Source organism: Buchnera aphidicola (Cinara curtihirsuta), from assembly GCF_900698895.1.
In the GTDB taxonomy this organism is placed as follows: domain Bacteria; phylum Pseudomonadota; class Gammaproteobacteria; order Enterobacterales; family Enterobacteriaceae; genus Buchnera_F; species Buchnera_F aphidicola_AX.
The window spans coordinates 201,399-227,308 of record NZ_LR217700.1 but is presented as its reverse complement, the minus strand read 5'-3'; the positions used below and the strand labels follow the sequence as shown (position 1 = coordinate 227,308).

The following is a 25,910-nucleotide window of genomic DNA, read 5'->3' as shown; positions in this document are numbered from 1 at the left end:
ATAAAAGTTTATTTTAAATTGATTTATATAATTTTTTAACTTTATTAAATTATTAATATATAATATTTAAATGAAATTTAATTTTTATTTTTCTTTAGAAAATAAATAAATATTCTATTATTTTAGAAAATATTTTTATTAAATAATTTTTCTATTATTAATAAAAATATTAAATATATTTAAATAAAATATTTTTCAAGAAATTATATTTTAAAAAAATTAAAAAATCATTTTTAAAAATTTATTATATTATAATATATAAAATATATAAATAAAATATTTTTCATTTTTTTTATTTTTATAAAAAAATTTCTATTTATAAAAAATAGTAATTTTTTTATAAAACAAGATTTTTAATTATTTTTAAAAATATTAAATTAATATTTTTAAACTATTAAAATTATTTATTTTCATAAATAAATATTTAATTATTAAAAGGTTAACTAATGAAAAAAATAGGAATTTTTTATGGAAGTGATACAGGAAATACTGAAAAAATTTCTTATATTATATATAAAAAAATAGGAATAGATAAATCTGATATATTTGATATTTCTAATACTTCATTAAAAAAAATAGAAAATTTTAATATTTTATTTTTTGGTATATCTACATGGTATTATGGTGAATTACAATGTGATTGGGAAGATTCTTTAAATATGTTAAATAAGATAAATTTAAATAATAAAATTATTGCATTATTTGGATGTGGTGATCAAGAAGATTATTCAGAATATTTTTGTGATTCAATTGGAATTATGTTCAATATTTTAAAAAAAAAAAATGTACACCTTGTTGGTGAATGGCCAATTATAGATTATAATTTTGAATTTTCAAAAGCGAGAAAAAATAAAACACATTTTTTTGGTTTAACAATTGACGAAGATAATCAACCTCAATTAACTAAACAACGTGTTAATAAATGGTTAAAATTAGTATTTACAGAAATAAATAATTTATATAAAAAATTATAAAATTTTTAATTTAAAACTAAAAATAATTCAATCTATTAAATTATAAAATTATTACATTGAACATTTTTTTAATATATTTTTAATATTAATTAAAAATATATCTTGACAGTATCAAAATATATTCTTTTGAATACTGTCAAAAAAAATTATTTAATAATTTTAAATTTATAAAATAAATATGAATTTATCATTTTGAAATCCACTCTGCTAAGTCTAGAACTTTATTAGAATAACCTACTTCATTATCATACCATGAAATTAACTTAAAAAAATTATTATTTAATGATAAACCAGCTTTTTCATCAAATATTGATGTTAAATGTGATCCATTAAAATCACTAGATACCACTTCTTCATTGGTATAGCCAATAACATTTTTCATGTATGTTTTAGAGGCCAGTTTAATTGCTGAACATATATCTTTATATTTTACTTTTTTACTAACTCTGACAGTTAAATCTATTACAGACACATTAGCAACAGGTACTCTAAATGCAATTCCAGTGATTTTATTATTTAACTCAGGAAGTATTTTACCAACAGCTTTTGCTGCTCCCGTAGAAGCCGGTATAATATTTTGTAATGCACTTCGACCACCTCTCCAATCTTTTAGTGATACCCCGTCTACAGTTTTTTGAGTTGCTGTTGTGGCATGTACAGTAGTCATCAATCCTTCAATAATTTCAAATTCATCATTTATAATTTTTGCTAGAGGAGCTAAACAATTTGTTGTACAAGATGCATTTGAAACAATTTTTTGTCCATTGTACTTACTAAAATTAACTCCTTTTACAAACATAGGTGTATTATCTTTTGAAGGTCCTGTTAATATAACTTTTTTTGCTCCAGAAATTATATGTTTAGAAGCAGATTCAGTTGTTAAAAATATTCCAGTTGATTCAATAACAACATCAATGTTTAGAGATTTCCAATCAATTTTTTCAGGTTTTTTTTCTGAAAAAATATAAACTTTTTTATTATTTATAATTAATGAATTATCTTTTTCTTTAATGGATCCTTGAAATAAACCATGAGTTGAATCAAATTTTAACATATATGCTATATATTTTGCATCCGATAAGTCATTTATTGCAACAACTTCCATATTTGATTTACTTTGAGCAATTCTAAAAATCATTCGACCAATACGACCAAAACCATTTATAGCAATTTTAATTTTCATATAAATTATTACCAAACAATTTTAAAGTTTATTTTTAATATAATTATTAAAATTCTAATATTATATAGAAATATATTAAATAAATATATTACTAAGAATATTTTTATATAAATAAAAATTATTTCTTTTATTAACAGTAATTTTAATAATATAATAAAAATTGATTTGATTATAAATAATTCAATTTTTTATAAGAATATATTAAATTTATTAAAAAAAAATAAAATATAGTTTTAAATATAATATTATTTTTTATATTTTATAAAATAAAATTTTAATAAAAAATATATTTATTAAATAAATAAATGTAAAAATATTAAAATTATTAATAATTTTTTATTAAATATTTTATTTAAATAAAAATTTAATAATATATAACAATTAAAATATATAATAGAATTATATAAAATACGGTATTTTATGTAAATAAAAATTTATATATAATATATATAATTTATTTAAATTTTTTTATAAATAAAACTATAAAAAAAAATTTATTATTTTATATAAAAAATAGTATTATTTATTTAAATATAAATATTTTAAATAAAATTTATTGTATAAACATGAATCTACATAATACGTAATAACAATTATGTTATTACTTTTATTTATAAAATCACGGAATATACTCCTTTAATGAAAAAAAACACAGAAAAAAAAATAGAAAAAAATAATTTTTCTAAATTAATTTTGAAAGAAAAAATATTTCAAAAAGATCAATTAGTTATACATACTAAGTATGGTATTGGAAAATACATTGGTTTATCTTCTTTAAATAACAAAGGTATTATAACAGAATATTTTGTAATAATGTATGCTAATCAAGTTAAACTATATGTACCTATAACGTCTTTAAATCTAATTACTTCATATATTCATCCAAATATTTTAGATGTTTCTTTGAATACTTTAGGTAATAAGAAATGGTTAATGGAATGTAAAAAAATTAAAAAAAAGATTTATGATACAGCAGTTCAATTAATCAACACGAAATCTCATAGATCTTTAAAGAAAGGATTTTCTTTTAAAAAAAATTTTTTTAAATATAAAAATTTTTGTGATCAATGTTTATACCCAATAACTAATGATCAAAAAAAATCTATTAAAGAAATCATTCATGATATGGAAAAACCAATTCCAATGGATCGACTATTATGTGGAGATGTAGGTTTTGGTAAAACAGAAGTAGCAATGAGGGCAGCGTTTATAGCTTTAGATAATAATAAACAAGTTGCTTTATTAGTTCCTACTACATTATTAGCACAACAACATTATGATACTTTTAAAAATAGATTTTCTGAATATAAATATAAAATTGATACATATTCTCGTTTTACATTAAAAAAAAAAGAAATATTAATAAAAAAAAAAATAAAGCAAGGATTAATAAATATTTTAATTGGTACTCATAAAATTTTATCAAAATATTTAATTTGGAAAAATTTAGGATTACTAATTATTGATGAAGAACATCGTTTTGGCGTGCATCATAAAGAAAAAATAAAAGAACTGTATATGAATATAGATGTATTAACTTTATCCGCAACCCCCATTCCTAGAACACTTAATATGTCTTGTTTAGGTATTAGGGATATATCTATCATATCTACACCTCCAAAAAAACGTTTGAAAATAAAGACTTATGTAAAATATTTTAATCCTAAAACTATAAGAAAAGTTATTTTAAAAGAATTAAATCGAGGAGGACAAGTATATTATATATACAATATGATTAAGAACATAGAGGAAAAAAAACGATATTTATCTAGTTTAATACCAGAAGCAAAAATTCAGATTAGTCACGGAAAAATTCATAGTAATGATTTATACAAAATTATGTATGATTTTTTAAATAAAAAATTTGATATATTATTATGTACTACTATTATAGATACTGGAATTAATATTAGCAATGTAAATACTATGATTATAGAACATGCTGATAAATTTGGATTATCACAATTACATCAGTTACGAGGTCGTATTGGTAGATCTGAAAAGCAAGCATATGCATTTTTTTTTATATCAAATAAAACAAAAATTAATAAAAAAGCAAAAAAAAGATTAAATCTTATAGAATCTTTTACAGCTTTAGGGTCTGGTTTTACATTATCTACATATGATTCAGAAATTAGAGGAGTTGGTGAACTATTAGGAGAAAATCAAAGTGGTCATATTAATACTATTGGAATTAAATTATATAAAAAATTTTTAAATCAAGCTATTCGTTTAATTCTAAAAAACAAAAATAAAACTTCGTTTGCAGAATTAAATTCTCAATCTATTTCTGTAGATTTAAAATTAAATGTATCTGCAATTTTACCTGAAAATTATATAAATAATATCAATACTAGATTAATGTATTATAAAAAACTTTCATGTATAAAAAAAAATAAAGAATTGAAAAAAATAAAAAATGAAATAAATAACTTGTTTGGTAAATTACCAAGATATGTAAAAAATTTATTTTTATTAACAAAAATTAAAATTCTTTCTGAAAGAATTGGAGTTAAAAAAATTCAGTTTCATGTTAAAAAAATATGTATAGTATTTTGTAAAAAAAATATTTTAAATATTAACTGGTTATATAAAAAAATTATAAAAAAACCTAAAAGATGGAAAATATTACAAAATAAACTATATTTTTATAAGTTATTTATAAATGATAAAGATTTATTAATTTGGATTAAAAATTTTTTACAATTAATTATAGAAAAAAGAGATTAGTTATAAAAAAAATTATTTTTTTATAAAATGTAAATATATATTTAAATAATTTTTATTAATAAAAATGAAATTGTTATATATATTAACTATAATTTTATTATTTTTATTTAAATAATTAAAATATTTTTAAATATAATTTTTTAATTAAAAAATATTTTACTGGAAAATATATGAGAAAAAGTATTTTTATAGCTTGTTCTATTAATAAACATATCGAATATTGGATATTAAAGAAAAACAATATTTTATCTAAAATAAGAATTATTTCTTCAGGTGGTACACCGCAACCATTAAAATATAATAAAAAAAATAAATTATTATATGTAGGTGAAAAAGTAAATAATAAAATTATTACATATAAAATATATTCTAATAATAAAATTAATAAAATACATGAAGTTTCTATATGTAATACACCTAATTATATTTCATTTAATCAAAATAAAAATATATTATTTTGTGCTTCATATCATGGTAATGAATTTTATGTTTTTTTAATAAATCAATTTGGATATATTAAAAAAAATATTTATATTTTTAAAAAAATTTATGGTTGTCATTTTATTAAAATGCATTATAGATATAACTTAATATTTGTCACTTCTTTAAAAGCGGGTAAAATTTATATTTATACAATTATTTATGATAAAAAAAATACAATTAATTTGATTTTAAAAAATGTTATTTTGACTAAACAAAATAGTGGTCCCAGACATATTACTTTTCATCCTTTAAATGATTATATGTATTCTATTAATGAATATAATGGAACTATTGATGTTTGGATAATTTATAATACAATTTTTAAATTAAAATTAATTCAGTCAATTTCGTTAATATTAAAACCTTATACAAATTTACCTTGGGCTTCAGATATTCATATTCATCCTAATGGAAAATATTTATATGCATGTGATCGTGCAAATAGCATTATTTCTTTATTTAATGTTAATTATAATACAGGTACTTTATTATATATTCATACTTATCAAACTGAAATACAACCTCGTTCGTTTAATATTAGTAAGGATGGAAAAATATTAATTGTAGTTGGAGAAATTTCTAATAATATGAGAATTTATGATATTAATTTAGACACAGGTTATTTAATATACAGTAAAATACAACCAATAGGTAAAAATCCTTTATGGATTATAATAGAATAATTATTAATTATTCATATTAAAAATTTGTTAAACAAAATACTATTTAATTCTTTAAAACAATAAAATATATATAATATTTATTATAAATAAAATTTACATAATAAAATTATGTTACATATTATATGTAACATAAAATATTTTTATTAAAATTATTTTTTTTACAATCAATATAAATATATTTTATATAGCATATATTGGATTATTTTTACATATTTTTTTTATTTTTTTTCTTATTTCTTTTATTTGATTTAAATTTTCTGGATTATCTAAAATATCACATATCCAGTGAGTTATTTGAATAACATCATTTATTTTAATATTACGTTTAACTATCGCTGGAGTTCCAATGCGAATACCAGATGTAATAAATGGCGTTTGTTTATCATTTGGAATAGAATTTTTATTAACAATAATTCCTGCACGAGAAAGTAAATTACTTGCTTCTTTTCCTGTTATTTTTTTATTAGATAAATCAATTAAAAACAAATGATTTTCTGTTTTTTTAGATATAACTAAAAAATTTTTTTTTAAAAATATTTTTACCATTACTTTAGCATAATTTAAAATATTCTTTTGTAATTTTATAAATTTTGAACTTAAGGCTTCTTTAAATGCAATTGCTTTTGCTGCAATAACATGCATTAAAGGACCTCCTTGTGTTCCAGGAAATACTGAGGCGTTTAATTTTGAATATAATTCTTTATTTCCGCAATTTGATAATATTAATCCACCTCTAGGGCCTCCTAAAGTTTTATGCGTAGTAGTGCTTATTACATGAGCATATTTAATTGGATTAGGATATAAACCAGAAATAATTAAACCAACAATATGTGAAATATCTACAAAAAAATAAGCATTTACTTTATCTGCAATTTTTCTCATATATTTCCAGTCACATATACCTGAATATGATGAAAATCCACCAATAATAACTTTAGGATGATGTAAAAAAGATAAATATTTAAATTGTTGATAATCTATTTCACCAAATTCATTAACTCCATATGAATATGACTTATATATTTTTCCTGAAAAATTCACAGAAGATCCGTGAGTTAAATGTCCTCCATGATTTAAATTCATACCTAAAATAATATCATATGGTTTTAATAATGCTTGAAAAACAGCAAAATTAGCTTGAGAACCTGAATGAGGTTGTACATTAGCATATTCTACACAAAATAATTTTTTTGCTCGATTAATAGCAATACTTTCTATTTTATCAATAACATTACATCCATCATAAAAACGATTTCCAATATACCCTTCTGCATATTTATTTGTTAGACAAGAACCTTGAGCTTCTAGTATAGAATTACTAGCATAATTTTCTGAAGCAATTAAATTAATACATAATTCTTGTCTATTTTTTTCATCATTAATTAAATTCCAAATTTTTGGATCGAATTTTTTCATTTTTTTGTTTATCATATATGTAATCTACTTATTTTAAGTAATTAAATATTAAAAATGTTTAAAATTTTTTTAAAAATATTTAATTAATAAATTATTTTAATATATATATTAATTCATATAATTAAATATTTTTTTATTTAAAAAATATACACGGATTTTGAAAGATACGATTAATTGATATATTTTTTTTAGTTTTATTAAAAATATTTTTAATTAATACTTTATTTACATTTAAACTATTTGAATTTAAAATTAATAAAAATTTTGATTTTATTTTTTTAGATATACTAAAAAAATTTTTCTTTTTAAAAATTTTTAAATAGGTATTAATTTTTAATTGAGGCCAAATTAAACGTAATTTTTGAGATATATATATAGCAAATACTGAATATATTGATTCTAAAAAAATAACGTTAATATCAATAAAAATATTGTTACAAGGAAGAGGGTTAATTAGTTTTTTTAAAATTAATAATCTGTCTATTCCAAAAGCCAAACCAATTGCTGGATTATTTTTTCCTCCTAAATGTTTTATTAATGTATCATATCTTCCTCCAGCACAAACGGCATTTTGTGTACCTAATAAATCTGACTTCCATTCAAATACAGTATCATTATAATAATCTAATCCTCTAACCAACTGATTATTAATAATATAATCTACTTTTGATTGATTTAATAGATTACATAATTTTTTAAAACGATTATATGAATATAAATTTAAATAATTATTCAGTAATGGAGCTGATTTTAATAATTTAATTATATTATCATTTTTGCTATCTAAAATTCGAATAGGATTTTTATATAATAAATTTTTTTCATATTTATTTAATGTAAATTTATTTTTTTTAAAAAATTTTTTTAAATCTAATGAAAAAATTTTTCTATCTTCTAAGCAACCTATTGAATTAATTTCTAGTTTTAGATATTGTAATAAATTTAATTTTTTCCAAATACTTATAGTTAACATAATTATTTCATAATCAGATATAATATTTTTTAAACCAAAATATTCTACCCCTAATTGATAAAATTGTCTAAAACGTCCTTTTTGAGGTCTTTCATAACGAAACATAGGACCGTAATACCATAATTTTTGAATTTTAGAACTGTAAAACATATTATTTTGTATACAAGCGCGAATACAACTAACAGTTCCCTCAGGTCTTAGAGAAATTTTTTTTTTTTTTTTATCATAAAAATTATACATTTCCTTATTAATTATATCTGTTTGATTTCCAATAGTTTTTTCAAATAATTCTGTTTTTTCAACAACGGGAAAACGAACTTCAAAATATGCATAATTATATAAAATTTTTTTTATCTCTTCCTCAATTATACTAAGATAATGAGTATCATAAGGAAGAATATCATGCATACCTCTAATTGATTGATGTTTCATTCCCATATAATATTAAATATCCTTTTATTGAGATTGTTAATTTTTTATTTTTTTAAATTTTTTTTAAAAATATTTTACTTGCTAATTAATTGCCCACAGGCAGCATTAATATCAGATCCCCTATTTTTTCTGATAGTAACAACAAAATTTTTATTTTTTAAATAATTAGAAAAGTTAATAATTCTATTATAAGTACTGCATTTATAAAGAGAGTTCTTAATGGGATTCCAAGGAATTAAATTAATTTTACATGGTATATCTTTTAATAAATAAATCAACTCTTTAGCATGATGTAAACTATCGTTAATGTTTAATAACATTACATATTCTATTGTAACTATACCACGATTTGCTGTAGATTTACTTAAATAATTTTTAACTGATAATAGTAATAAATCAATATTATAAATTTTATTAATAGGCATAATCATATTGCGTATATGATTATTAGGTGCGTGTAAAGAAATTGCTAATGAAACATCTATTTTTCCAGCTATTTTATTTATTGCAGGGACAATCCCGGAAGTTGATAATGTTACTTTATTTTTGGAAAAATTAAAACCATAATTACTTAATATAATATTTATTGCTATTATAATATTTTTTAAATTTAATAATGGTTCCCCCATACCCATCATAACAACATTAGTTATTGTGGGTAAAATTAAATTTTTTAATTTGTATTGATTTAATTTATTTATAACAAACCATATTTGACCAATAATTTCTGATACTCGTAAATTACGAGTATATCCTAATTGACCTGTAGCACAAAACCCACATTTTAATACACAACCAGCTTGAGATGAAATACATAAAGTAGCACGTTTTTTATCTGGAATGTATACTGTTTCAATTAATTCAGTATTAAATAAAAAATTCCATTTGATTGTTCCATCTAATGATTTTATTTTTTTAACATATTTTGGTATGTCTATAATAGACAAATCATTTAATTTATCTTTTAAAGTATTACTTAAATTACTCATTTTATTAAATTTTATACAATACTTTTTATAAATCCATTCCATTATTTGTATTGCTCTAAACTTTTTTTCTCCTAATTTTAAAAAAAAATTTGTCATTTTTATTAAATCAAAATCAAGTAAGTTAATTTTTTTTTTTTTATTTTTTTCTAAAAAGTTTTTTTGTAACATGATTATTTTCCATTTTATTTTATTAAATTTTTTTCATTTTAAAATAAAAAATAAAGTTTTTAATTTTATTAAAAATAAGTATATAATAACTATTTATTTTTATAAAGAAATCAATTTTTATAAAAATTTATATTTATAAAAATAAACAAAATAATATTATAAAAGAGAATTACTATATGAATCCAATATTAAATATTGCAATTAGAGCAATTCGAATTGGCGGAAAAATTATTACTCAGAATTATGACTCAAAAGATATAGCTTATAATTCTGAAAAAAAAAAAAATTTATATTATATAAAAAAAATAAAAGAAAAAATTTTTTCTACTATATATTCTATTATATATCAATCATATCCTGAACATACTATTATTAATGTATATTCTAAAAAAATAATTATTTTAAATACCATCCAGTGGTTAATTAATCCTTTAAATGGAACAACAAATTTTATTAAAAAAATACCTCATTTTTGTTTATCAATACTTATTAAAGAAAAAAACCAACCTTATATATCAGTAATTTACGACCCTATTAAAAATGATTTATTTACAGCTGTTAAAGGTCAGGGGGCGCAGTTAAATGGTATTAGAACAAGATGTTGTGAATATAATAATAGTTTACATAATAAAATTGCTGCGCTTTACTTTCAAGAAATAAATAAAAATAATATGTATCTATATATGATATTAATTCAATATCTTTTAAAAGAACAAATATCTTTAAGAAAAACAGGATGTTCTATTTTAGATTTAGCATATCTATCTTCTGGAAAAATTAATATTTATATTGGATTTAATGAAAAATATTTACATATTATTTTTGGAGAACTACATATTAGAGAATCAGGAGCATTAATAACTGATTTTGTTGGCGGTCATGATTATATTGCTAGTAAATTACTATTAGTTGGTCAAGCTAATATTTTAAGATATATTTTAAAAAAAACACGAACATTAAGTGATGAATATTTAAAAAAAATTAGTAAATAATTAATATATTTATATTATATAAATATATATTTTAGTATATTTAAAAATTAAAAATATTATTTATAATCTTTAATTATTTTAAATAAAAATAAATATATAAAAAATTATACAAAAAATTTAAATAATTATTATAATAAAAAATTTATTAAACATCATTTTTGTTCTATCATATGTAGATATATTTTATATATTATAAATTTACTGAATTAAAAATTTTTTTTATATCATTGGAATTTAATTCTAAAAAACATCCAGATTTCAATTTTTTAGGTAATATTATTTTACCATACCGAATACGGATTAGTCGATTAACTTTTATACCAACAGATGACCATAGTAAACGTACTTCTTTGTTTTTTCCTTGTAGTAATGATACTTTAAACCATTGATTTTTTTTTTTATAATTTAAATTAATAATTTCGTAAAATTTTGAAATAGAATTACCTATTTTGATTCCTTTTTTTAAAATAAAAATCTTTTTTTTTGATACTTTTCCAAAAATTCTAACTAGATATTCTCGTTTAATTTTATAACTAGGATGCATTAATCTATATGCTAACTCACCATAATTTGTAAATAATAATAGACCTGATGTATTAATATCTAATCTTCCTACATTTATCCATTTAGAATAATATAATTTAGGTAATTTATTAAAAACAGTAATTCTTTTATATGGATCTTTATTAGTACATATTTCTCCTATTGGTTTATTATAAATAATAATTTTTATTATATCTTTTTTTAAAATAATTTTTTTGTTTTTTAACAAAATATATTGAATATCTTTTTTTACAAAACGTTCTCCTAATAATACAATTTTTCCATTTACTCTAATAAGTTTATTACATATTTTTTTTTCAATATTACGGCGTGAACCTAATCCAGAATTAGATAATATTTTTTGAATTTTTTCTTTCATATCATTTTCCAAATATATATTTATAATATTAAATATATAATTAATTATTTAAAAAAAGGAATTTATAAATCTATATTTTATTATATATAAATAGTTTTTATTTATATAAATATTTTTTTTATAAAAAAAATGTTATTATTATAAATATAATAAATAATATTTATATTTATTAAAATAAATAATTTTTAATTATCATATTAATAATTTTTATAAATAAAATTATTAAAAATTTTTTAAATAAAAATATATTATATTTTTGATAATATTAATATTTTTAAAAATACAAATTTTATTAATATAAAAATTATTTTTAATAAATTTATATTAAGTATTTATTTATATATATAAAATACATATTATATAGTATATTTTGTATCTCAATTATTATTAAAAATAATTTTTATGTTATCATGTTATAATAAAATAATTTTATATAGAAATAAAATGAAAAAAATTCTAAAAAAAATATATAATGGAATTTATTTAAATAAACAAGAAAGTTTTATACTATTTAATCATATTTTAAATGAAAAGCTTAATAGTATGCAAATATCTGCTATACTTGCTATTATGGCGTCTCGAACAGAAACATATGAAGAAATTATAGGTGCAAGAAAATCAGTTATACAACATATGAAATATTTTCCAAAACCTGATTATATGATATCTGATATAGTTGGTACTGGAGGAGATCAAAAAAATAGCTTTAATATATCTACTGTTAGTGCGATTGTTGCAGCAAGTTATGGTATAAAAATTGTAAAAATGTGTAATATAAATTCATCTAGTAATTCCGGATCTGCAAATTTATTACAAAAATTAAAAATAAATTTAAAAATATCATCAGATAAATCTATAAAATGTTTAGATAAATTTAATATTTGTTTTTTATTAGCTAATTTTTATGTAAAAAGTTTTAAAAAAATATCTAAAATTCGTAGTTTGTTAAAAACAAAAACAATTTTTAATATTTTAGGACCCTTATTAAATCCTTCTAAACCTGATTTTGCATTAATAGGTGTATATAAAAAAGATTTAATGTCTATGTATGCAAAAATATTGTCTAATTTACAATATAAAAAAGTTATTATTGTAAATAGTGGAGGAATAGATGAAGCTACGTTATATGATGATACTTATATAGTAGAAATAAATAATAAAAAAATTATGAAATATATTCTTTCTCCAAAAGATTTTGGTTTAAAAAAATATTCTAAAAATTTTATTTTAAAGAAAAATAAAGTAGAAAATTATATAGAAACTATGAAATTATTTAAAGGAAAAGGAGAGCCTGTATATGTAAAAACAGTAGCAATTAATGTAGCATTATTAATGAAAGCATTGGGATATGATAATTTATCTGAAAATACATTAAATATTTTAAATTTTATTAATACAGGTAAAATTTATAATTTTGTTCTTCAATTATCTAAATTGTTTAATTAAATCATATTATGAATAATAATTTTATTTCAAAAATATTAAAAAATACACATGACTGGGTTAAATATAAAAAAAATAATTTTCCTTTAAGTTCTTTTTATAATAAAATTGAAAAATCAAGAAATTGTTTTGAAAAAATATTAAAAAAAAATAATCCATCATTTATATTAGAATGTAAAAAAGCATCACCATTAAATGGTATTATTAAAAAAAATTTTAATATTTCAAAAATAGTAAAAATATATAATAAATATGCTGATATTATTTCAATAATAACAGAAGAAAAATTCTTTCATGGTAATTTTAAATATTTATTACAAGCTCGTAATGAAACAAAAAAACCATTACTATGTAAAGATTTTTTTATTGATCCATATCAAATATATTATGCGCGTTACCATAAAGCAGATGCAATTTTATTGATGTTATCTATTTTAGATGATTCAAGTTATATTAAATTATCAAATATTGCAAAAAATATGAATTTAGGTGTTTTAACAGAGATACATACATTTAATGAACTAAAACGAGCTCTATTATTAAATGCTTCAGTTATTGGAATAAATAATAGAAATTTGAAAACTTTATCTATTGATAAAAATAATACAAGAACATTAGCACCATTAATTCCTAAAAATAAAATTATTATTTGTGAATCAGGTATTAATAATTATAAAGATATTCGTTCTTTATGTAATAAAGTAAATGGTTTTTTAATAGGAACACATTTAATGTGTTCTAAAAATTTAGAATTTTCTACTCGAAAATTAATTTATGGTGATAATAAAATTTGCGGGTTAACAAAAAATAGAGATGCTCTATTAGCAGAACAATCTGGTTGTGTATATGGAGGATTAATTTTTATTCCTCACTCTCCTAGATATATTCATGATAAAAAATGTAAAAAAATTATTAAAAATTCTTTATTAAAATATGTTGGTGTTTTTTATAATGAACAGTATAAAAATATTCTTATAAAAGTTGATAAATTTAATTTATATGCAATTCAATTACACGGAGAGGAAAATCAGGAATTTATTCAAAAATTAAAAATATTATTACCTAAGCATGTACGTATTTGGAAATCTATTTCAGTGAGTAAACATACTGTAATAAATAATATTATTCATGTTAATCGTTATTTATTAGATAATAGAAAAGGAGGATCAGGAAAAACATTTGATTGGACTTTAATTAAAAAATTTAATGTATCTAATATGATGTTAGCGGGCGGATTAAACTTAAAAAATAGTTTTTTAGCATCTACATTAGGTTTTTGTGGATTAGATTTTAATTCTGGTTTAGAAATATTACCAGGAGTTAAAGATCCTAATAAAATTAAATCCGTATTTAAAATACTAAGATATTATCCTAAAAAATAAAATTTTATTTAACTAAATAATTAAAAAAATGACTATATTAAATCCTTATTTTGGAAAATTTGGTGGAATGTATGTTCCTCAAATTTTAATTCCGGCGCTAAATGAATTAGAAAAAGTGTTTGTTGAATCAAAAAAAGATAAAAAATTTAAAAAAAAATTAAATCATTTATTAAAATCTTATGCAGGAAGACCTACTCCATTAACTTTGTGTAAAAATATTACAAAAAATACAAATACTAAAATTTATTTAAAAAGAGAAGATTTATTACACGGAGGAGCTCATAAAACAAATCAAGTATTAGGACAAGCGCTATTAGTTAAAAGAATGAAAAAAAAAAATGTTATTGCAGAAACTGGAGCTGGTCAACATGGAGTTGCTTCTGCTATAGCTTGTTCTTTGTTAAATTTAAAATGTCGAATATATATGGGAGAAAAGGATATTCAGCGACAATCACAAAATGTATTGAGAATGAAGTTACTAGGAGCTGAAGTTATTTCAGTATCATCAGGATCAGCAACTCTTAAAGATGCTTGTAATGCTGCAATGAGAGATTGGTCAAATAGTTATTCTGATTCTCACTATATGATTGGCACATCAGCTGGACCTCACCCATATCCTACTATTGTTAAAGAATATCAAAAAATAATTGGACAAGAAACAAAAAAATATTTCTTATTAAAAAAGAAAAATTTACCTAATTTTATTATTGCCTGTGTAGGAGGAGGTTCCAATGCTATTGGTATATTTTCTTCATTTTTTAATGATAAAAGTGTAAAATTAATTGGAATAGAACCCGCTGGCTTAGGTTTAGATACTGGTAAACATGGTTCTCCTATATATTCTGGAAAATTAGGAATTTATTTTGGAATGAAATCATATCTTATGCAAAATAATGATGGACAAATTAAAAAGTCTTGGTCAATTTCAGCTGGTTTAGATTTTCCTTCTGTAGGACCTGAACACGCGTGGTTAAATTATACAAAAAGAGTTCAATATAAATCTATTACTGATAAAGAAGCAGTAGATGCTTTTTTAAAATTATCAAAATTAGAAGGAATTATTCCTGCTTTAGAATCATCACATGCTATTGCATATGCATTAAAATTAATGAATAAAAATCCTAATAAAAAACAAACAATTGTTGTTAATTTATCTGGTCGGGGTGATAAAGATCTTGATACTATTAATAATAAAATAAATAAATATGAGTAAAAAATGAAATCAAGATATAAATCTTTATTTAAAAATTTGTCTTATAAAAAAGAATGTTGTTTTATTCCGTTTGTAGTATTAGGAGATCCTTCAATAAATATTTCTTTAGAAATTATTGATATTTTAATTGATAATGGTGCTGATGCATTAGAATTAGGAATTCCATTTTCAGATCCTATAGCTGATGGAATAATCATACAAAATTCACATATAAGAGCATTAAATAATAATATAACAATTGAAAAATGTTTTGATATTATATATCAGATAAGAAAAAAACATTTTAATATCCCAATTGGATTATTAACATATGCTAATATTGTTTTTTATAAAAAGTTACCAGTTTTTTATTCATTATGTCACTCAAATAAAATTGATTCTGTTTTAATTGCTGATCTTCCAGTAGAGGAATCATATATATTTCGTAAAATAGCAAATGAAAATAATATATCATCAGTATTTATTTGTCCTTCTGATGCAAAAAAAAATTTTCTTAAAAAAATTACTATTTTAAGTAAAAGTTATATATATCTTTTATCTAGACCTGGCATTACAGGAATGCAACAAGTGCATTCACAAAAATTATTAATAAATATAATAAAAAAATTGAAAAAATATAAATCTTCTCCAATTATACAAGGATTTGGAATTTATAAAGTTAGTCAAATTAAAAATATTATAAAAAGTGGTGTACAAGGTATTATATGTGGTTCATGTATTGTTAAAATAATAGAAAATAATTTGTCTAATAAAAAAAAAATGTTTACAAAAATAGCTAAATTAGTACAAAAATTTAAAATAGAAACAAAATATTAGGTTTAAAAAAAAATAAAACGATAAAATACTTAGTATAAAATAAATAGTCTTATTATAATTAATACTTAAGAATATTATTTTTTAATATGTACATACATTGTTTGTTTTTTACAGGAGGATATATGTTATTGAATATATATATTATAACGTATGATGCATATAAATTTTTTTATAAAAATATAATAAATATATTTGTATATTCTATTATAAGTTCATTAATAAATATTATTTTACAGAATATTTTTAGTATTAAACTGGTTGAATTATCTATTTTATATAAAAGTTATTTTTTTAAGAAAGAATCTTTATTAAATATAATTAATAATATGAATATTAATCAAAAAAAAATTATTTTTTATATAAAATTTATAAAAATACTTTGTTTAACTATTAGTAATTTTTTTTTATTTATTTCTATATTATATTTAATACATTTTGTTTCATCTTCAATTTTAAAAAACATTTATTATACAATAATAAGAATATTTCAATCTTTTTTTTTATGTATACCTCTTTTATATTTACAATTTTTATTAATAGAAACAAAATTTAATATTTCTATAGTACCTAAAATATTAATATCTCTTTTATCATTTTTATCTCTTATTATATTTTTAATAGAAAAAAAAAATATCTTTTATTCATTAAGATATAGTATGAAAATACTTTTTTATGATATATATATAATTATACCGATTATTTTATTAAATTTAATATTTAAAAAGTTGATTCTAATATTTTTTAAATTATTTTTTATTTTTCCAATGTATGTAAATATTTTTTTATTAAATTTTTTTATAAATATATATTTTTCTTATATAACAATATATTTATTTAGATTTTATATTTATTCTAAAGTTAGAAATGTTATTAATTAATTATTTTTTAATATTTTAATAATTATTAATATACTTTATATAAAAAATAATTATTATTATTAACTTTTTAAAATATAATATTTGAATAATTTTAAAAATATTAAATAAATTAATTTTAAATATATATTTAATTAAATTTAAAAATTTATATAATTAAAAAAATATAATTTTTATAAAATTTTTTTTAAAAAAAAATTTCTAAATCTTATTTAGTGAGTAAAATGTTAAAAAATAAAAATGTTAATATTATCTATGACAAAAACTTAATGTTAAAAACAATTACTATGCCTTCTTATAAAGATGTTAATATTGTTTGTAATAAAAACTTAATGTTAAAAACAATTGCTATGCCTTCTCATAAAAATGTTAATGGAACCATTTTTGGAGGATGGATCATGTCTCAAATGGATATAGGGGGTGGTATTTTAGCTAAAGAAATTTCTAGAGGAAAGGTTTCTACTGTATATGTAAAATATATAAATTTTTTAAAACCAGTATTATCTGGAGATATAGTAAATTGTTATGCTAGCTGTATTAAAATAGGTAATACTTCTATAACTATTAGAACAGAAATTTGGGTTAAAAGAATAAATCCTTTTTCTCATAATATATTGTATTGTACAAATTCTGCTGTCTTTGTTTATGTTGCCATAAATAAATATGATGAATCTAGAGTATTACCAACACTTAATAATTTATAATATTAAATATAATTAAACATTATATCTTTATATTAAATTTAAATTAAGTTAAAAAGAATAATTACTTTTCATAAAATTATTTATAAAGTTTAAAAAAATAAAAAATATATATTATTTAATATAGAGAGTAATTTAATAAACATATTATATAAAAATATTTTTTTATAATTAATTTTGTATATGATTTAATTTATGCTAAATATTTATTTAAATTTTTATTAAAAAATTTATAATTTTTGTTTATAAATAAATTTTTAAAAAATATTTAATTTTTATAATGATTTTTATTATTATTTAATTTTTTAAAAATATAATATAATTAACAGGGTTCATTGATAATATGAATAAAATTTTAAAATTTATAATGCAAGTATTTAAATGTATAAATAAGATATTAAATATAATAAAAGAAATATTTTCACACGCAATATTATTACTAATAATTGGTTTTATATTTTGGGTATCTTTTAATTTTAAAAAAAATACTTATACTCCAGTACCAACGGAAATAAAACCAAAATTATTAATTATGAGTTTAAATAATCGAATAGAAGAAACAACAGATTTAGATTCTTTAACAAAAAAAAACAGTTACTCTTTTTGGAATCAAAAAATAAAAAAAGAAAAAGTTACTTCTGTTTTTGAAATTACTGAAAAAATTACACAAGCTAAAAATGATCCAAATATTATTGGATTAATGTTGAGAATAGAAAATGATTTTTCTGCTAATCAAGTTGTTTTAAAATATATGGGAAAAAAAATAAATGAATTTAAAAAATCCAAAAAACCTGTTGTTACTATAGGTAATAGTTTTTCACAAAGTGCATATTATTTAGCAAGTTTTTCAAATAAAATTTTTTTATCAAAAAATGGAAATATTCAGATAAACGGAATTACTACTAATAAATTATATTTAAAAAAATTTTTAGATTTAAACAATATTAATATGCATATTTTTAGAATAGGAAAATATAAATCAGCCGTTGAACCTTTTTTAAGAAATTCTCCATCAAAAGAAAATAAAAAAATAGATCAAGAGTTAATAAAATATAAATGGGAAAAATTTTTACAAGAAATAGCCGATAATAGAAAAATTTTAATTAATCAAATATATCCTAACCCTGATTATATAATTAAATATTTAAAACATCATAACAATAATTATGCAAAATATGCATTAAAAAACAATTTAGTAGATTATATTGTAGATAGTAATAATATTAATAAATACTTACTTGATATTTTTTATAAGAAAGAAAAAAATCCTACTTATGAAGCAATTGAAATTGATGATTATAAAATTAATAAAAAAAATATATCCCCAAATTCTAATAAAATTGCAGTTATATTAGCAAATGGAGTTATTGAAAATAATTCTAGTTCATCTTCATCTATGGACGTTAAAAGTATTATAGAACAAATACATATAGCAGAACACAATAATAATATTAAAGCAGTTGTATTAAGAATTAATAGCCCGGGAGGTAATGTTGAAGTTTCAGAAATAATAAGAAAAAAATTAATTAAATTACGTAAATATAAAAAACCGCTCGTAATTTCTATGGGAGAAACTAGTGCTTCAGGAGGTTATTGGATTGCTACAGCTGGTGATTATATCTTTGCACATAACACAACAATAACTGGATCTATAGGTATTTTTTCTATTGTACCTACTTTTGAAAAAGTATTATCAGCTATAGGGATAACAAACCAAACAATTAGTACTAAATACAATAGTAGTTATAATATATTTAATGATCTTTCTAGTCAAAATAAGAAAAAAATCAATTTAGAACTTTCTTGTGGATATAAAAAATTCATTGAAATCGTAGCTCAATCAAGAAACAAAACGATAAAAGAAATTCATAAAATTGCACAAGGGCGTGTTTGGTTAGGAAAGGATGCAAAAAAAATAGGATTAATAGACCAAATTGGTGATATTGATTCCGCTATTGAAAAAGCTGCTCAATTATCTAATGTTAAAAACTATAATGTCTTATGGTTACAAGATTCAAATTCATTAATTAATCTTATAAAAGAAAAAATAAATTTGTTAAAAAAAGAAATATTTAAAAATGCTTTATATACATTGTTTTCTAGAGAACTTGTTAATAAAATATTTGTATTTTATAGAAATATTTCTTATGTAATAAATACATTAGAATTTAATAAACTAATGTCTCTTTATTTGAATGATTATCAAATAAAATAAATAAAAATATATTCAATAAACAAAAACACCAACAAAAGAAATTAAATTATATTTTGTTTGGTGTTCTTATGTTTAATAAATAGACTTTAAAAAAATTTTATGTAAATAAAAGTAATTTTTATTCAAAACAAATATTATTTTTATTTACAAATATTAAATTATTTTGTATAAATAATATTTTTATTAAATAAAATAAATAAAATTTTAATATTGCAATTATAAATATTTTTAATAGGATAAATATTGTTTATCAGCGTGATAGGAAGATCTTACTAAAGGACCAGAGAATACCTTAGAAAAACCTAAAGATAATGCTATATTTTGAAAAATTATAAATTCTTGAGGTGTAATATATTTTTGAACTGATAAATGTTGTTTGCTGGGTTGCATATATTGTCCTATTGTAATAATGGATACACCTACTGATTTTAAATCTTTTAATACAGAAATAACTTCATTTTTCTTTTCACCTAAACCTAACATTAGTCCAGATTTTGTAGGTATATTAGGGCATATTTTTTTAAATTCATATAATAAATTTAAGGATTTTGTATAATCTGCTCCAGGACGTACTATTGAATATAATCTAGGGACATTTTCAACATTATGATTAAATACATCAGGTGGATATTTATTAATTTTATTTAATGCTATTATTTCTTTTCCCCTAAAATCAGGTACTAGTATTTCTATTTTTATATTCTTTTTTTTTCGAATAGTGTAAATACATTTAGAAAAATGCCCCGCTCCACCATCTTTTAAGTCATCCCTAGATACTGATGTTAGAACAACATATTTTAAATTTAATTTTAAAATTACATCAAATATTTTTTTCGGTTCGTTTATATCTATTTTTAAAGCTCTTCCTTTTTTTACCGCACAAAAAGGACATTTACGAGTACATATAGAACCTAGTATCATAAATGTTGCAGTACCATTATTAAAGCACTCTGGTAAATTTGGACAATGAGCTTCTTCACATACAGAATGAAGTTTATTATTTTTTAATATATTTTTAATTTTATTAATTTTATATAAATTAGAAGGTAATCTAATTTTTAACCAGTGAGGTTTTTTTAAAACAGATGTAAATTTGTTAGAAGATGATATTGTAGATATAATATGTATATCTTTTTCTTTTTTATAAGATATACTTATTTTTTTTTTCTTAAACATATTTATTTTTCTCTAATTTATATTTATAAATTAAAATAAGTTAATAAAATTATATATTTGAATATATATATAAAATATAAAAAATAACTACTTTTATATTAATTTATAATTAAAAAACATACAAAATTGATTTATAAAGATTTTCTTTATTTTTTGTATACTAATATTTTTATTAAAATCTTTTATTTGTGTCATTATAATATTTTTACTTCCACACGGGTCAATATATGTAAAAGGTTTTAAATTCATATTTACATTTAATGCTAAACCGTGTAAAGAACAACCGTTGATGATTCTAAATCCTAATGAACAAATTTTTTTTTTTTAACATACACACCGGGGCGATTATCTCTTGTATATGATGATATTTTTATTTTTTTTAATAATTTAATAATTAATATTTCAACACTTTGTACTAATTTATAAAATTTGATTTTTTTTCTTTGTAAATTAATTAATAAATATATAATTAATTGACCTGGCCCGTGAAAGGTAATTTTTCCACCTCTAATTGATTGAAATACCGGTATATTATTAATATGTGAAAAACAATATTTTTTTTCTGAAGCGCCATAAGTAAAAACTGGATAGTGTTCTAAAAACCATAATTCATCAATTGTATTTTTATTTCTATTTAGTGTAAATTTCCTCATACTTTTTTCTATATCAACCCAATGACATAAACCTAAATCTCGTATAATAATATTCATTTTTTTTTATATAAAAGTTAAATAAATTTAAAATTTAAAATTATATTTTGAAATATATTTAAATATTTTAATTAAATATGATAAAAACAATAGATTTTTTTTATAATAATATTATAAAATTAATATATAAATTATAATTATTATATTTTTTTATAATCTATTTAATAGAAATAAAAATATTATTATAATTAATATAATAAAAAAATTCAAATATGTTGGATTTAATTATTTAATTTATTTTTTTATAATTTTATACATCTATTGTAAATAAAAATATTGGTATAATACTAATTATTTTTATATTATTAAATAGTTTAGTAAACAATCAAATAAATCAATTTAAAATTTGAAAATTTTATATAAATTTTATTATTAATTTATCATTAATAATTTATTTAATATTTATAAATATTAAATAAAATATATATACAAATATGTAGTTATATTTTAATTGATTTTAATTAGCTAGAGATGCAATAATTGTTTTAGTATCATAATTTATAATTAATGAATGTACTATTATATTATCTGATACTTTATAATGAATTTTATTTTTTATATATACAACTCCTGATTCTGGATAAAAAATCAATTCATGACGCACGTTATGTATATGTGGAGCAGGAATAAAAATAAAAGCACCATTTTTTAATAAACGAGCGCGAATTCCTCCCTTTAAAATGTCAATAATATCTGCTTGATAATGTGTATTATGAAAATTTTGTTTATAAAAAAATTTTATATATAACCATTCTTCTATTTCTCTAACCGCCATACGTGTTTTTCTCTTGCGATCAATAATATGTGATAATAAAATATTATCAGGCGGTATAATATTATTTTTTTTATTTATAACAGACTTAATTAATCTATGATTAATCATATCACTATATTTTCTAATTGGGGAAGTCCAAGTAGCATAAGAGGATAATCCTAAAGAGAAATGAGGTTTTGAAAAAATACTTATCTCTCCGAAAGATTGAAATCGATAAATTCTATAATTAACATACTCGTTACATAATTCATCTAATGATCTTCTTAATTTACAAAAACCAGATAAAGTCATAATTTCTTCTACTTTATAAAAAATATTATATTGTTTTAAAAATTCAATAACATTTTTTGCATTAAATATATTAAAACCAGAATGTGTATTATATAAACCAAAACCTAATTTTTTATCTAAAAAATTGGCCGCGCAAATATTAGCTGTAATCATAGATTCTTCAATAATTTTATGTGCAATTCTTCTTTTTTCTATAGAAATATTTAATATTTCCCATTCTTTAGATATATTAAATCGATATTCTAAACGATCTTTAAATACTAAAGCATTTTTTTTTCTCCAAAGATTACGAATTATATATATTTTTTTTAATAATAATATTTGTTGTTCAATTTTTTCATTGTCAGGTCTCCAATTTCCCTTTTTTTCTAGCCAGTCTGATACTCTTTCATATGACAATTTACTTTTTGATTTGATCCAAGCTAAAAAAAATTCTGTTTTTTTTATTATAATATGACCATTACTATCAATAATTATTCGACATGCTAATACCGGTCTTTTTAGAAAAGGTTGTAGAGAACAAATATTCTCAGATAATTCTTTTGGTAACATAGATATATTTAATCCAGGTAAATAATTAGTAAACATACGTTTTTTAGCTATATTATCTATTTCAGTATCCTCTAATATATATTCTGTAGGATCTGCAATTGCTATCGTTAAAATAAATTTATTATCCTCTGTTTTTTCTACAAAAAGAGCATCATCAATATCTTTAGTATTAGAACTGTCTATAGTAATAAAATCTAAGCATGTTAAATCTATTCTATTATTATTTTCAATAATATGTGGTGATAAATTTAACAAACTAACTGTCGGTGACTTCTTTTCTAAATTATGCCTGGTTAATATAACATACCATGGTAATAATGGATTATCTTTTTCAGATATGAATTTTATAATCTTTATACTAAAGTAATTATTATCACGTAAACTATGTTTTTTTAATTCTGCTATTATCCAATCTCCATTTTTCCATGATCTTTTTAAGGAAGTTTTATATCTATAAAATATTGTGTTTCGTATATATGGATAATTTGACTGTATATAGATACAATTGTTTTTTTTATATATAGAACCTATAAATCTTTTTAAAAAAGGTTCTATTAATTTTTCTGGATATACAATTTCTTTATCATTTTCTTTTTCAATTAAAGCTATTATCTTATCTCCATGAATAACTTTTCTCATATTTTTAGATGGAATAAAATATGTTTTTTTAGAATCAACTTCTAAAAATCCAAAACCTTGACTAGTACTTTTTACGATTCCTTCAACTCTAGGTTTTTTTTTATGTAATTTATTTTTTAACTGTATAAGTAAAGAATTATTTTGAAACATAATATAATAACCTAATAATTTTATTTTTATTGAAAAAACAAATCTAAGTAAATACTTTATATATTTTATTATAAATATTTTAAATAAATAAATTTTTTATTTTTTTTTAATTAAAAAAAATATTTAATTTATGTTTTTTTTATTAAAAAATAAATAATTGTTATACTTCTAAAACAGTAAACTACTTGTAGTAACCTGTTACATAATATTTCTTCCGGCATCTACATATATAACTTGTCCTGTAATACCACTAGATAAATCAGAACATAGAAAAGCAGCTACATTTCCAATTTCTTGAGCAGAAATATTTCTATTTAAAGGTGAACAATTTCTATCTGTACTAATTATTTTATGAAAATTTTTTATTATATAAGATGCTGTCGTTTTAATAGATCCAGAAGAAATTGCATTAACTCGTATATTTTTTTTTCCTAAAGAAACAGATAAATATCGTACACTTGATTCTAATGCAGATTTTGTAATACCCATAATGTTATAATATGGTATAAATTTTATAGAACCGATATAGGTTAAAGTTAAAATAGAAGATTTTTTATTTAAAAATTTTATAGCTACTTTTATAATTGCTATTAAACTGAAAGTATTAGTTTCAAAAGCATTTAAAAAATCTATACGATTACTTATTTTAATAAAATCTTTATTTAATTGAATTTTAGGAACATAGGCTATTGAATGTACAATTCCATCAAACATACCCCATATATCAAATAATTTTATAAATAATTTTTCTATTGAATCATCTGAATTAATATCACATTGTAGAATAATTTTAGATTTTACTGCTTTTGCAAGTGGCATTATTTTTTTTTTTGATTTTATATTATGATAAACAAATGCTAATTTAGCTTTTTGTTTATACATAGATAAAGCTATCCCCCAAGCAATTGAAAAACAATTTTTAACTCCAAAAATTAAAATTTTTTTATTTTTTAAAAAAGCCATATATTATAACACCCATATTATATAAATTATAATTAAATACATAAATGTTAGTTAAATTAATTTA

19 protein-coding genes and 1 pseudogene are annotated in these 25,910 nt (G+C 19.2%); 11 read left to right on the top strand and 9 right to left on the bottom strand.

The features are described from left to right. The first annotated feature begins 446 nt into the window (after positions 1–446). The gene (gene fldA, locus BUCICURT3053_RS00970; protein WP_154061159.1) at positions 447–974 is read left to right on the top strand and encodes a flavodoxin FldA; all 528 of its coding nucleotides are present in this window, start codon (positions 447–449) and stop codon (positions 972–974) included. A gap of 187 nt (positions 975–1,161) precedes the next feature. On the opposite strand, the gene gap is transcribed toward fldA, so the two are convergent. After that, on the bottom strand, positions 1,162–2,166 hold the full coding sequence (gap, locus tag BUCICURT3053_RS00965; RefSeq protein ID WP_232037264.1) for a type I glyceraldehyde-3-phosphate dehydrogenase: 1,005 nt from the start codon (positions 2,164–2,166) through the stop codon (positions 1,162–1,164). Between the two features lie 630 nt (positions 2,167–2,796). On the opposite strand from gap, the gene mfd reads away from it, so the two are divergent. Then, a complete protein-coding gene (mfd, locus tag BUCICURT3053_RS00960) occupies positions 2,797–4,887 on the top strand; it encodes a transcription-repair coupling factor (RefSeq protein ID WP_154061157.1) in 2,091 nt (696 codons plus the stop codon). Positions 4,888–5,057: 170 nt separating this feature from the next. Continuing rightward, positions 5,058–6,053, top strand: a complete 996-nt coding sequence (locus BUCICURT3053_RS00955; protein ID WP_154061156.1) for a beta-propeller fold lactonase family protein — start codon at positions 5,058–5,060, stop codon at positions 6,051–6,053. Positions 6,054–6,233: 180 nt separating this feature from the next. Here the strand turns inward: BUCICURT3053_RS00955 and glyA are convergent, their stop codons facing one another. The 3 genes from glyA to rlmN form a co-directional block, all read right to left on the bottom strand. Then, a complete protein-coding gene (gene glyA, locus BUCICURT3053_RS00950) occupies positions 6,234–7,484 on the bottom strand; it encodes a serine hydroxymethyltransferase (protein WP_154061155.1) in 1,251 nt (416 codons plus the stop codon). 118 nt (positions 7,485–7,602) lie between these two features. After that, a complete protein-coding gene (gene hisS, locus BUCICURT3053_RS00945) occupies positions 7,603–8,880 on the bottom strand; it encodes a histidine--tRNA ligase (protein ID WP_154061154.1) in 1,278 nt (425 codons plus the stop codon). Positions 8,881–8,948: 68 nt separating this feature from the next. Beyond that, positions 8,949–10,031: a 23S rRNA (adenine(2503)-C(2))-methyltransferase RlmN gene (gene rlmN / locus BUCICURT3053_RS00940; RefSeq protein WP_154061153.1), complete on the bottom strand. Its 1,083-nt coding sequence runs from the start codon at positions 10,029–10,031 to the stop codon at positions 8,949–8,951. A gap of 176 nt (positions 10,032–10,207) precedes the next feature. On the opposite strand from rlmN, the gene BUCICURT3053_RS00935 reads away from it, so the two are divergent. Further along, the gene (locus tag BUCICURT3053_RS00935; RefSeq protein ID WP_154061152.1) at positions 10,208–11,023 is read left to right on the top strand and encodes an inositol monophosphatase family protein; all 816 of its coding nucleotides are present in this window, start codon (positions 10,208–10,210) and stop codon (positions 11,021–11,023) included. A gap of 190 nt (positions 11,024–11,213) precedes the next feature. Here BUCICURT3053_RS00935 and BUCICURT3053_RS00930 read toward each other — a convergent pair whose 3' ends face one another. Beyond that, positions 11,214–11,945, bottom strand: a complete 732-nt coding sequence (locus tag BUCICURT3053_RS00930; RefSeq protein WP_154061151.1) for a pseudouridine synthase — start codon at positions 11,943–11,945, stop codon at positions 11,214–11,216. A gap of 444 nt (positions 11,946–12,389) precedes the next feature. On the opposite strand from BUCICURT3053_RS00930, the gene trpD reads away from it, so the two are divergent. The 7 genes from trpD to sppA all read left to right on the top strand — a co-directional run bounded on the left by trpD (position 12,390) and on the right by sppA (position 20,590). Further along, positions 12,390–13,391: an anthranilate phosphoribosyltransferase gene (trpD, locus tag BUCICURT3053_RS00925; protein ID WP_172598438.1), complete on the top strand. Its 1,002-nt coding sequence runs from the start codon at positions 12,390–12,392 to the stop codon at positions 13,389–13,391. 8 nt (positions 13,392–13,399) lie between these two features. Next, on the top strand, positions 13,400–14,770 hold the full coding sequence (gene trpCF / locus BUCICURT3053_RS00920) for a bifunctional indole-3-glycerol-phosphate synthase TrpC/phosphoribosylanthranilate isomerase TrpF (protein ID WP_154061149.1): 1,371 nt from the start codon (positions 13,400–13,402) through the stop codon (positions 14,768–14,770). A gap of 28 nt (positions 14,771–14,798) precedes the next feature. Next, on the top strand, positions 14,799–15,983 hold the full coding sequence (gene trpB / locus BUCICURT3053_RS00915) for a tryptophan synthase subunit beta (protein ID WP_154061148.1): 1,185 nt from the start codon (positions 14,799–14,801) through the stop codon (positions 15,981–15,983). Between the two features lie 3 nt (positions 15,984–15,986). Beyond that, positions 15,987–16,799 carry a tryptophan synthase subunit alpha gene (trpA, locus tag BUCICURT3053_RS00910; RefSeq protein ID WP_154061147.1) on the top strand — a complete coding sequence of 271 codons (813 nt, stop codon included), beginning with the start codon at positions 15,987–15,989 and terminating at the stop codon, positions 16,797–16,799. A gap of 86 nt (positions 16,800–16,885) precedes the next feature. Then, positions 16,886–17,677, top strand: coding sequence for a YciC family protein (locus BUCICURT3053_RS02115; RefSeq protein WP_154061146.1), 792 nt, complete (start codon positions 16,886–16,888; stop codon positions 17,675–17,677). 284 nt (positions 17,678–17,961) lie between these two features. Further along, positions 17,962–18,378, top strand: a complete 417-nt coding sequence (locus BUCICURT3053_RS00900; protein WP_154061349.1) for a hotdog domain-containing protein — start codon at positions 17,962–17,964, stop codon at positions 18,376–18,378. Positions 18,379–18,718: 340 nt separating this feature from the next. Then, positions 18,719–20,590, top strand: coding sequence for a signal peptide peptidase SppA (sppA, locus tag BUCICURT3053_RS00895; protein WP_154061145.1), 1,872 nt, complete (start codon positions 18,719–18,721; stop codon positions 20,588–20,590). Between the two features lie 228 nt (positions 20,591–20,818). Here sppA and lipA read toward each other — a convergent pair whose 3' ends face one another. The 4 genes and pseudogenes from lipA to BUCICURT3053_RS00875 all read right to left on the bottom strand — a co-directional run bounded on the left by lipA (position 20,819) and on the right by BUCICURT3053_RS00875 (position 25,846). Continuing rightward, on the bottom strand, positions 20,819–21,766 hold the full coding sequence (gene lipA, locus BUCICURT3053_RS00890) for a lipoyl synthase (protein WP_154061144.1): 948 nt from the start codon (positions 21,764–21,766) through the stop codon (positions 20,819–20,821). A 93-nt stretch (positions 21,767–21,859) separates the two neighbouring features. Further along, positions 21,860–22,419 (bottom strand): annotated as a pseudogene (gene lipB, locus BUCICURT3053_RS00885) (lipoyl(octanoyl) transferase LipB). Between the two features lie 514 nt (positions 22,420–22,933). Further along, a complete protein-coding gene (locus BUCICURT3053_RS00880; RefSeq protein ID WP_154061143.1) occupies positions 22,934–24,883 on the bottom strand; it encodes an exoribonuclease II in 1,950 nt (649 codons plus the stop codon). 198 nt (positions 24,884–25,081) lie between these two features. Further along, positions 25,082–25,846 carry an enoyl-ACP reductase FabI gene (locus BUCICURT3053_RS00875; RefSeq protein ID WP_154061142.1) on the bottom strand — a complete coding sequence of 255 codons (765 nt, stop codon included), beginning with the start codon at positions 25,844–25,846 and terminating at the stop codon, positions 25,082–25,084. Positions 25,847–25,910 lie beyond the last annotated feature (64 nt).

What these genes read in the sequence shown, in the direction of transcription:
- fldA (WP_154061159.1), top strand. Translation starts at nt 447, where the DNA reads ATGAAAAAAATAGGAATTTTTTATGGAAGTGATACAGGAAATACTGAA.
- mfd (WP_154061157.1), top strand. Translation starts at nt 2,797, where the DNA reads ATGAAAAAAAACACAGAAAAAAAAATAGAAAAAAATAATTTTTCTAAA.
- BUCICURT3053_RS00955 (WP_154061156.1), top strand. Translation starts at nt 5,058, where the DNA reads ATGAGAAAAAGTATTTTTATAGCTTGTTCTATTAATAAACATATCGAA.
- glyA (WP_154061155.1), bottom strand. Translation starts at nt 7,484, where the DNA reads ATGATAAACAAAAAAATGAAAAAATTCGATCCAAAAATTTGGAATTTA.
- hisS (WP_154061154.1), bottom strand. Translation starts at nt 8,880, where the DNA reads ATGGGAATGAAACATCAATCAATTAGAGGTATGCATGATATTCTTCCT.
- rlmN (WP_154061153.1), bottom strand. Translation starts at nt 10,031, where the DNA reads ATGTTACAAAAAAACTTTTTAGAAAAAAATAAAAAAAAAAAAATTAAC.
- BUCICURT3053_RS00935 (WP_154061152.1), top strand. Translation starts at nt 10,208, where the DNA reads ATGAATCCAATATTAAATATTGCAATTAGAGCAATTCGAATTGGCGGA.
- BUCICURT3053_RS00930 (WP_154061151.1), bottom strand. Translation starts at nt 11,945, where the DNA reads ATGAAAGAAAAAATTCAAAAAATATTATCTAATTCTGGATTAGGTTCA.
- trpD (WP_172598438.1), top strand. Translation starts at nt 12,390, where the DNA reads ATGAAAAAAATTCTAAAAAAAATATATAATGGAATTTATTTAAATAAA.
- trpCF (WP_154061149.1), top strand. Translation starts at nt 13,400, where the DNA reads ATGAATAATAATTTTATTTCAAAAATATTAAAAAATACACATGACTGG.
- trpB (WP_154061148.1), top strand. Translation starts at nt 14,799, where the DNA reads ATGACTATATTAAATCCTTATTTTGGAAAATTTGGTGGAATGTATGTT.
- trpA (WP_154061147.1), top strand. Translation starts at nt 15,987, where the DNA reads ATGAAATCAAGATATAAATCTTTATTTAAAAATTTGTCTTATAAAAAA.
- BUCICURT3053_RS02115 (WP_154061146.1), top strand. Translation starts at nt 16,886, where the DNA reads ATGTACATACATTGTTTGTTTTTTACAGGAGGATATATGTTATTGAAT.
- BUCICURT3053_RS00900 (WP_154061349.1), top strand. Translation starts at nt 17,962, where the DNA reads ATGCCTTCTTATAAAGATGTTAATATTGTTTGTAATAAAAACTTAATG.
- sppA (WP_154061145.1), top strand. Translation starts at nt 18,719, where the DNA reads ATGAATAAAATTTTAAAATTTATAATGCAAGTATTTAAATGTATAAAT.
- lipA (WP_154061144.1), bottom strand. Translation starts at nt 21,766, where the DNA reads ATGTTTAAGAAAAAAAAAATAAGTATATCTTATAAAAAAGAAAAAGAT.
- BUCICURT3053_RS00880 (WP_154061143.1), bottom strand. Translation starts at nt 24,883, where the DNA reads ATGTTTCAAAATAATTCTTTACTTATACAGTTAAAAAATAAATTACAT.
- BUCICURT3053_RS00875 (WP_154061142.1), bottom strand. Translation starts at nt 25,846, where the DNA reads ATGGCTTTTTTAAAAAATAAAAAAATTTTAATTTTTGGAGTTAAAAAT.